Here is a 9,011-nt window from a genome sequence, read left to right as displayed (position 1 = left end):
GACGTTTATTATAGCAGCTGATTCATGACGTACGATCAGTGGTAATCAGGTAATTTAATAAGACATTTGACTTTGGGTAATTGGAAAAGTTCATGAATCATCACTGACAAGCAGTAAATTCGTACCAAGTAAATGTCAACAAAACATGACGACCCGAAAAAAAAAGGAACTATATTCTTCCAACATGGTCAAAACAATCAATTAATTCACAATTCAGAGTCTTAAGATGAACAGAATCCTTGGCAATTTACTATGTTGTGCCTTAATGCTCTCCTTCGCGTCCACAGAAGTAGTGGGAGCCAGCAGTTCCTTGCGGCATGAACCTGCCCGGTTTGAGGATTATCACGGGCAACCGGTATCCCCCGGTCTGGAGCAGAATCCCGTACCTTACGCTGATTCAGTTCTGCCCTCGATGGTCAGTGTCACACCTGAAAACAGTGACCAACTGACGATCAATCTTGCCAATAAAACTGAAATCGAGAAACAATATATTCAGGCCTTCTATTTGCGCGGTGAGCGTGATGGTGACATCCTGCTCAAAACCATCGATGATCTTCGTCGTAGCCTGAGAGACCTGACTGTCGTTGTTTCAGATCTCCAGAAGGTTTCTGATGAAAGCATTCTGCAGCCAGTCCCTGTGAGAGACTTTCTTGACACTGCAAGAACGTTCAGACAGGAATCAAACCTGTTTCTGGAAGACGTTAACAGCCTTGAGCATTTTCCAACCCTGAGACCAGACATAACCGCCGATTCCGAAAGCCGGGTTGATATGCTCCCCCTGATTCGCCAATATCAGTCTTACCTGCGTAATCTCGATACCCGGGTCAGCAAACTGTATTTCACCATCGCCCTGCCCTCTGGCGTGCTTCATCAGCAGCTCGGAATCAGTAGCGACCAGCTCAAGTCCATGTCACTGTATACTGCTGACCAGATCGCTGACATGAAGCGTAACATCATGCAATTACGGGCTATGCGAACTCAGGACAAGCGAGTCATTGATGAGGGCATCAACCGTTTTACCAAAGATGCCATTGAAACCTTTATAGACACCTTCGGTACATCAGAGAGATATCGTACCGTTTCCGACACGGAAGGCAACAAAAGAGCCCAGGAGATGCTAATTGATGCGTTCTGGGCAAGATCTTACATTCGTTCCACTTATGGTATCCAAATTGGTTGCATCCCGGTTGAATATGACAAGCGTATTTTCAACCTGGATTATTACCTGAGCGATATGACCGTTGGTGCTGCACCCGTTTATGATCAGAATAAGCTCATGCGTTACAGTAATCTCGCTCGGGAAGCACAGGTAACCATTGAGAATTCTGCCAGCAAAAGATGGTTATCTGTTAGCTCATGGCTCACTTGGGTTGCCGGTAAATCCAATGAGATGGATACCAAATATTTCATTCTCGCCCTGATCAAAAAAGACATTGACGAAGAGCTTGCCATCAGTCGGTCAGGTGGCCTGCGAAAGGTTCGTGACGGGTATCGCCAGCACTATCTCAGCTCTGATATGGGACGAGCCCTCTATCAGGCCAAGGCAAATCAGGTTTTCAGTTCATCAGAAGACGACGATGATATTGAACGTGATGTCATGGTGGTTGAGGCAGGTACGCTCAGGGGAGCCGTTGCCCTGTGCATCAACGCCCTGGAAAATCAGGAAAACCGTCTCGATGAAGCCAGAAAGCTGCAAAGCGTTGTTGATATGCTGACCAGGGGCAACGTCGTTTCTGATCGCAGAAAAAGAAGGCAACTCTTTTAAGGATATTTCATAAACTGTGCGCACGACCACACGGATGAGGGAGTCAGGGCGACGCAGGATGCCAAAGCCGAGGACTTTGTCGCTCTCTGGTTTTTTTAGTACGGGGGCAATACTCCCATAGAGCAGCAAGGGAAAACGAGACAGGTAACACGTTAATGAAATATCCGGGTTAACAATATCAATACATTGAGTATCTGCAGGGTACTCATTTTCACAATAAATCCATTAAATGTTTGGCAGGTTGATGTATGGCTATCAAAAAGGAACTTGTGTACGCGGCTTTGCTACTTGTGCTTTTGCCATCAAAGCCATACGCCTCTGCCGGGGATTCTTTTATTGCCAACTATTGCAGGCAAACATCGGCCCCCCGAAAGATACTCAGCAGTGCATGTCCCGGACACCTTATCCCTGCCTTTCAGACCCGTAATTTCCACTTTGAAGAGTTAAGATGTTCCGCTAACCACCATACCCATGTTCGCTTGCCGGCGTCCTTTGACGAAGAAGCATGGCAGGATTTAAAAAACATCAGCCGCCACGAGGCGGCGGATGTTCTGCGGCAACAGCCGTCACCCGCCTGGTCAGGGGTTATCCAGTACCATACTTCCCTTCACTGGGATTGGGAGGATTGCCGCCTGGTCACCGATGCACTCCTCTGTGGCACCTATGAGGTATGTGAAAAGATAAACGTACAAACAGGGGACGGTAATACTAAACAAGTTGAAGAGTGTCATCAGGAGCCAAAAACTTGTTACGCTGATATAACCGTACATGAAAGTCGGTACTGTCAGGATGGCGAGGGAAAACTGGTCTTTGATGTCGAGTTTCTGAAAAAGAACCACTGGCGTCCTGATTCCCCCGGCTATATTGACCGCCTTGCCAATGGCTATGATCTGCTACCGGGTGAAGAGGAAGTGATCACTGTCAGCAATCTGAGAAACCACGGACAAACATCACAGTCTGCCAGGCTGACACCAACCCTGTTTATTGAAGATCCGAAAAATGAGTACATCTTCAACCAACATATTCACAACCCGCAACCGGATAGCCTTTCCTGCCGCTTCGGGGGAGAAGACACAGTCAGCTTTACCGTCACCACACAAAAAAGAATTGCTTCACGCTCTCCCAATGGCTTTTCACTCCCCAAGGCTTTTGATAACGAGGATATTGATCCACTGGTATGGCAGTCTGCCCCCGGTCTTGATGGCTCAAGGGAAGAAAAGGGCTACCCACTGATCATGAGGGCCCAGGATTTCTCTGCCGCTGCACTCAACGAGGTATCAGAAGACGTTACTGAAAAGCTGAAAAATATCATCGTCAGAGTACAGCTCTACGAACCATCCATATTTGGTGAAAGATTGAAGTCCACTATCTACATTAATGAAGCAAAAGGTATTCAACAAACACTGAACGCCATCTCCAGCGACCAGAAAATTCGACGGTCCACGCTTTGGGAGTTCAAACTGAAAAATGGTGATAACCCTGACAAAAACATTTACCGAAGCTATGTACCCACACTGTTCTATTACCCCGGAAAAATTTTCCTGTCCAACGAAGCCCTGAGTTACGATGACCAGTTGGCTCCGGACACAGAATACACACTGAAGTTAACGGTCTATCAGAAAAACATGCCTTTCTACCACCAATCCTGTGAATCCGAACCTGACGCGTGGGATTGCAAGTGGTATACCCTATGGGGGCTGTTCAGTTCCAGCCGGTATGAAAATAATTATTTTTCCAAAAAAAGCCTTGATGTCCGGTTCAGATCAAACCCCAAAGTAGACCAGAGAACCTGGCTCTCTTCCTTTTGGCACTTTGTCAGTTATGCTCAAATTGCGGTACCTGTAGGGGCAGTGGCATTATCGGCATTTTACCTGCTCTAGGAGGCTGTCCGAGAATTGTCACCACAAATCACACAAAGAGCACAAAGGAAAAGAAAAGCTCTTCTTTGTGCTTTTTGTGTGCTTTGTGGTTCAAGGCTTTTGCTTCTTGAATTAATAGATACATGCTTAATGTCCATAAGAGGGCAGTCGATTCCCGGACAGCCTCCCAAATCCCGGTTTTGAGCAACACCAGGCGGATATAATGTTAATGCTTCGTCTGGGGATTCTGGTAGGATACGACCTATTATCATTTGACTTTCGCGTCTTTAAGCAGCCTGAACTGACCATGAATGTAACCATCAAAACCCCTGAAGAAATTGAAAAGATGCGCATCGCTGGCCGTCTGGCCGCTGAAGTGCTGGAAATGATCGAACCCCACGTACAGCCCGGTGTCTCAACCGGCGAACTCGATAGCCTCTGCCATGAGTATATTGTCAATATTCAAAAGGCAATCCCTGCTCCCTTGAATTACGGCGCAGCACCTGGCAGACCCGGTTTTCCCAAGTCCACCTGCATTTCCATCAATCAAGTGGTTTGTCACGGCATTCCCAGTGACAAGAAATTTCTGAAAAACGGTGACGTTGTTAATATCGATATCACTGTGATCAAAGATGGCTACCATGGTGATACCAGCAAAATGTTCCTGGTAGGTGACGTTCAACCATTTAACCAGAGACTGGTTCAGGTGACTCAGGAGTGTCTCTATCTGGGTATTGAACAAGTTAAACCAGGCAACCATCTAAGCGACATTGGTCGCGTGATTGCCAATCATGCTCACACCAATCATTTCTCGGTTGTTGAAGAGTACTGCGGCCATGGCATCGGCCGGGTTTTCCATGAAAACCCGCAGGTCATCCACTATGAAGGTTATAACGAAAAAAATAACTGCGTCCTGAAAGAAGGCATGACATTTACTATCGAGCCCATGATCAATGCGGGCAAGAAAGGAACCAAACTACTCAGTGATGGCTGGACAGCAGTAACCAGAGACCGACGCCCTTCTGCACAGTGGGAACACACCATTGCGGTCACCGCCACAGGCCATGAAGTGTTAACCAGGCGAAAAGAAGAAAACTTCTGATAATGAGCAATCCGTTCCATAAAATACCAACCGCTATAAAGAGCAGTCTGTTCAACAAGAGTCAGTTCCGGGCGGACTTGACGATTGCCAAAACCCCAATACCGGCCTATAAGAAATGCTTGAAGGATGCCACCAACAAAATGGATCAATGGTTTCTGGATGGTATGGATATAGGGCAGCTGGTATTTTCCAGGGCATGGTTGATGGATCAGATCCTGCGCCTGGCCTGGGAACACCTGGACTGGAGTAACAGCTGCCCCATTGCCCTTCTGGCCGTTGGTGGTTACGGCAGAGGGGAGCTACACCCCGGATCAGACATTGACATTCTGATACTGCTGGAAAAAGCTCACTACCTTGAGCATCAGGAGGCGATCGAACGTTTCCTGACCTTACTCTGGGATATCGGATTAAAAGTCGGATCCAGCGTCCGCTCCCTTGATGAGTGTGCAAGCCAGGCCACTCATGACCTGACCATCATCACCAACCTGATGGAGTCCAGGGTTATATCCGGCCCGGCATTTCTGCACGCACACCTGTTGGACATAATTGATACTGAACACATGTGGCCCAGCCAACGGTATCTGCAGGCGAAATTCGAAGAACAACGAAAACGACACCGTAAATATAACGATACCGAATATGATCTGGAGCCAAATATCAAGGGTTCACCAGGCGGCCTTCGTGATCTGCATATGCTGGGCTGGGTGGCCCGACGGCACTATGGCACTCATGATCCTGCGGAGCTTCTTGAGCTTGGCTTCCTGAGCCATGTTGAATATCAGCAACTGCAGAGATGCCGGGCATTTCTCTGGAAAATCCGCTGGGCCCTTCACGCCCTGACAGGGCGGGGGGAAGACCGCCTGCTGTTTGACCACCAGCGAACACTGGCCTGCCAGTTTGGTTATCACGACCACACCGGCGCTTTGGCGGTAGAGCAGTTTATGCAGAGCTACTTTCGCACGGTCATGATTGTCAGCCAGCTGAAAGATCTGCTTCTGCAGCACTTTGACGACGATATCCTCGGCGCCGGCAGCATTCAGGAAGTTCATGCCATTAATGAACGTTTCCAGGTACGCAATAACTACATTGAAACCGTCCACGATAGAGTATTCGCCGAACACCCGCCTGCTATTCTGGAGATGTTTGTGCTGCTTACCCGGGACCAGGCCATCCAGGGACCCACCGCTGAAACCATACGACTGCTCAGAGATTACCGCCACCTGGTAGACAGTACTTTTCGCAAAGACCCAAGGTGCACAAGGCTGTTTCTGGAACTCATGCGTGCCCCTTATGCATTAACAGCGTCGTTAAGAAGGCTTGCCCGCTACGGCATACTGGGTCGCTACCTTCCGGAGTTTGGTCGAATCATAGGGCAGATGCAGTATGATCTTTTCCACACCCTCACGGTGGATGCCCATACTCTGTTATTGATAAAATACCTGCGCAGTTTTTCCTATGAAAAGAGCCACCAGCAGTTTCCCATCGCCTCAAGAATCATTCATAGAATTCCCAAACCGGAATTACTTTACCTGGCAGGCCTTTACCATGATATCGGTAAAGGTCGCGGAGGCGATCACTCCCAGCTCGGTGCTGTGGATGCCCGGCAATTCTGTCGTGTACATGGTCTGAATAAAGAAGATACAGCACTGATTGTCTGGCTGGTACAGGAGCACCTGACCATGTCCGTCACCGCTCAGAAAAAGGATTTGTCCGACCCGAAAGTGATTCAGGACTTCGCCCGACGTGTCGGTACCCGGGAACGGTTGAAGTACCTTTACCTCCTCACGGTAGCGGATATTAATGCTACCAACCCCGGGCTCTGGAATGGCTGGCGAGCCTCTCTGTTGCAGCAGTTGTTCTCGCAAACCCACCAGCTATTAAAACGGGGCGTCGATAATCTGCCTGAAATGAATGAGCAGATCGCCAACACCAGGCAACGGGCCATGGCCCGGTTAATCGAACAAAGCTTGAAAGAGGAAGATATATCCTATCTCTGGGATCAATTTAATGATGAGTATTTTCTTCGTCACCAAAGTGATGAAATCAGCTGGCAGACCCGGGGAATTCTCCAGCATGACTCAGAAAAACCACTGATCCTGATTCCGGAAATTGCTGATGGTTATGAGCACCAGGGCTCAAGCGTGTTTGTCTATACCCATGACCAGTCCAACCTGTTCGCCGCCACAGTCGCCGCTTTTAATCAGTTGGGACTAGCTATTCAGGATGCCCGTATCATTACCTCCAGAAGTAATTACAGCCTTGATACCTACACCGTGCTTGAAGAAGATGGCTCTGCCATCGGTCCCAATGCCAAACGGATACAAGACATCAAAGCGCACCTGCAAAATACCCTGGCAGCACCGGAGAAATTCCCGGACCTTATTCGCCGTCGAACACCACGACAACTGCGCTATTTTAACCGGGAGCCCGCGGTGCTGATCAGCAACCAGATTGAGCCCAGGCAAACGGTGCTTGATGTTACCGCCACAGACCGCCCCGGACTGCTTGCCCTGATTGGCAAAACTTTCGCCAGCCTTGATCTGCAAGTGCACGGAGCCAAAATTGCCACCTTTGGGGAAAAGGTCGAAGACAGTTTTATCATTGCTGACAGTCAGGGAGAAATCATTCGGGACGCTGCGGACTGTAACGAGATATGCAACGCATTAATCCGTGTACTGCGTGAAGCTTCAAGTCATGATGCCATTACACCGTAAAAATCCGGTACTATGTGCTTGCCTGCTGGCCATTTCCGGGGGGGTTGAAAGGCCTTAAAAAGCCTGGAACCACAAAGACACAAAGACACAAAGTTTTTTATGGGCTTGTCTGGGCTACGCCCGGCAAACAAAAAAAGCTTACTTTGTGTCTTCGTGTCTTTGTGGTTTAAAGCTTTTATACTTACTTGCAACACCCCCTGAATGTGGACGTTCAGCTCCTTTTTTTGTTTCCAAATCAATCCATTTCCTGAAATCTGAAAATGACCATATGACCCGTTGTTTTTGATATATTCGGGCATGGTCGTTCAGACAGCCCGGTGGCTGGCACTATGATTTCAGGCTGGCCAATGTATTATGCTATCAATAAGGCATTCACTATGATCTTTGCCTACAGTGCCCGGGAAAACCAATTTTCCATTGACCGGGTGACGCCTGATTTCCCTCCGGCCATGGGCACTATATGGCTGGAAGCCACTGAACCGGAAGTGATGAGCACCACTGGTTAACGACCCACTACCCCGGCTGCCTGCCCGAAGAAGAAGATCTGGGCGAAATTGAAATCTCCTCCCGCTACTTTGAAAGCGAGAGCGGTATTCATATTCGCTCCCTGTTTCCCCACCGCTCTGGCCACGAGCTGAGAAATATTAACGTCGCGTTCAACCTCAGGCCCGAGATACTGATTACCCTGCAGAATGAGCCTACCGGGTTATTCCGGCTGATGCGCAAACACCTCAAAACCCAACACGTCATGGCAACAACGCCGCTGGAAGTGATCATTGCGCTTTTTGATGCCAAGGTTGAATACCTTGCTGACACACTGGAAGATGTTTACGAGGATCTGGAAGCAGTCAGTCAGAATGCCCTTTCAGAGCAGTATAAAGATGTTGATGAGCAGCTACGCACCATCACCCTTCAAGAGGACCTGAATGACAAGGTCCGATTGAATCTGCTGGATACCCAGCGCTCACTTCGTTATCTGATACGCGCATGCAATCATAAACTTAATGATGAACACAGGGACAGCATCAGGGATATGCTTCGGGATATTGAATCCCTGACACCACACACCGGCTTCCTGTTCGAGAAAATCAACTTTTTGATGGAGTCCACCATGGGCTACCTCAATCTTGAGCAGAACAACATTATCAAGATTTTCTCAGTGGCAGCCGTCATGTTCCTCCCACCGACACTGATTGCCAGTATTTATGGGATGAATTTTGAAACCATGCCAGAACTCTCGGTTGAGTACGGCTACCCACTGGCCATTGGACTGATGTTATTGAGCGCCCTGGCCACCTTCCTGTTCTTTAAACGTAAAGGGTGGTTATAGGCAGCTGTCACAACCACGGCCCGGCCCACTGTTCTTCGTGCCAGACAGGGTCTTCAGCCTTTATTTCCTGCGCCCCCACTATGTCCGGACTTTTCAGTCAATGTCCAAGAGTTAGAGGTTTTCAGAAAACACCGTTTATCCTGACGACAGACTGTCCAGAAAATCATGCTCTATTTGCCGCCAATTTTCATTTTTCAGCCGATCCTGTCGGTCAGGGGCCAGTGTGTTAGCTTTGGTAAAA

Annotated in this window: 6 protein-coding genes; all 6 read left to right on the top strand. The window is 48.5% G+C overall.

Annotation, left to right across the window (positions count from 1 at the left end; genetic code table 11):
* The first annotated feature begins 226 nt into the window (after window positions 1-226).
* The 6 genes from KDK14_RS01940 (at window position 227) to corA (ending at window position 8,770) form a co-directional block, all read left to right on the top strand.
* Window positions 227-1,765: a hypothetical protein gene (locus KDK14_RS01940; RefSeq protein WP_257263331.1), complete on the top strand. Its 1,539-nt coding sequence runs from the start codon at window positions 227-229 to the stop codon at window positions 1,763-1,765.
* A 248-nt stretch (window positions 1,766-2,013) separates the two neighbouring features.
* A complete protein-coding gene (locus KDK14_RS01935; RefSeq protein WP_257263330.1) occupies window positions 2,014-3,645 on the top strand; it encodes a hypothetical protein in 1,632 nt (543 codons plus the stop codon).
* Between the two features lie 286 nt (window positions 3,646-3,931).
* Window positions 3,932-4,726, top strand: coding sequence for a type I methionyl aminopeptidase (gene map, locus KDK14_RS01930; RefSeq protein ID WP_257263333.1), 795 nt, complete (start codon window positions 3,932-3,934; stop codon window positions 4,724-4,726).
* Window positions 4,727-4,728: 2 nt separating this feature from the next.
* Window positions 4,729-7,440, top strand: coding sequence for a [protein-PII] uridylyltransferase (gene glnD, locus KDK14_RS01925; RefSeq protein ID WP_257263329.1), 2,712 nt, complete (start codon window positions 4,729-4,731; stop codon window positions 7,438-7,440).
* Between the two features lie 329 nt (window positions 7,441-7,769).
* Window positions 7,770-7,946 (top strand): hypothetical protein, encoded by a 177-nt coding sequence (locus KDK14_RS01920; protein WP_257263328.1) that lies wholly within the window; start codon window positions 7,770-7,772, stop codon window positions 7,944-7,946.
* A 20-nt stretch (window positions 7,947-7,966) separates the two neighbouring features.
* Window positions 7,967-8,770 carry a magnesium/cobalt transporter CorA gene (gene corA / locus KDK14_RS01915; RefSeq protein WP_306671431.1) on the top strand — a complete coding sequence of 268 codons (804 nt, stop codon included), beginning with the start codon at window positions 7,967-7,969 and terminating at the stop codon, window positions 8,768-8,770.
* The last annotated feature ends 241 nt before the right edge of the window (window positions 8,771-9,011 follow it).

The organism is Endozoicomonas sp. ONNA2 (assembly GCF_024606365.1).
Lineage (GTDB): Bacteria > Pseudomonadota > Gammaproteobacteria > Pseudomonadales > Endozoicomonadaceae > Endozoicomonas.
Note: the sequence above shows the minus strand (reverse complement) of the source record. Positions and strands in the feature narration are given on the sequence as shown.

Bases quoted from the DNA above. Each gene is read 5' to 3' on its own strand.
- KDK14_RS01920 (WP_257263328.1), top strand. From the start codon at position 7,770: ATGATTTCAGGCTGGCCAATGTATTATGCTATCAATAAGGCATTCACT.
- map (WP_257263333.1), top strand. From the start codon at position 3,932: ATGAATGTAACCATCAAAACCCCTGAAGAAATTGAAAAGATGCGCATC.
- KDK14_RS01935 (WP_257263330.1), top strand. From the start codon at position 2,014: ATGGCTATCAAAAAGGAACTTGTGTACGCGGCTTTGCTACTTGTGCTT.
- KDK14_RS01940 (WP_257263331.1), top strand. From the start codon at position 227: ATGAACAGAATCCTTGGCAATTTACTATGTTGTGCCTTAATGCTCTCC.
- glnD (WP_257263329.1), top strand. From the start codon at position 4,729: ATGAGCAATCCGTTCCATAAAATACCAACCGCTATAAAGAGCAGTCTG.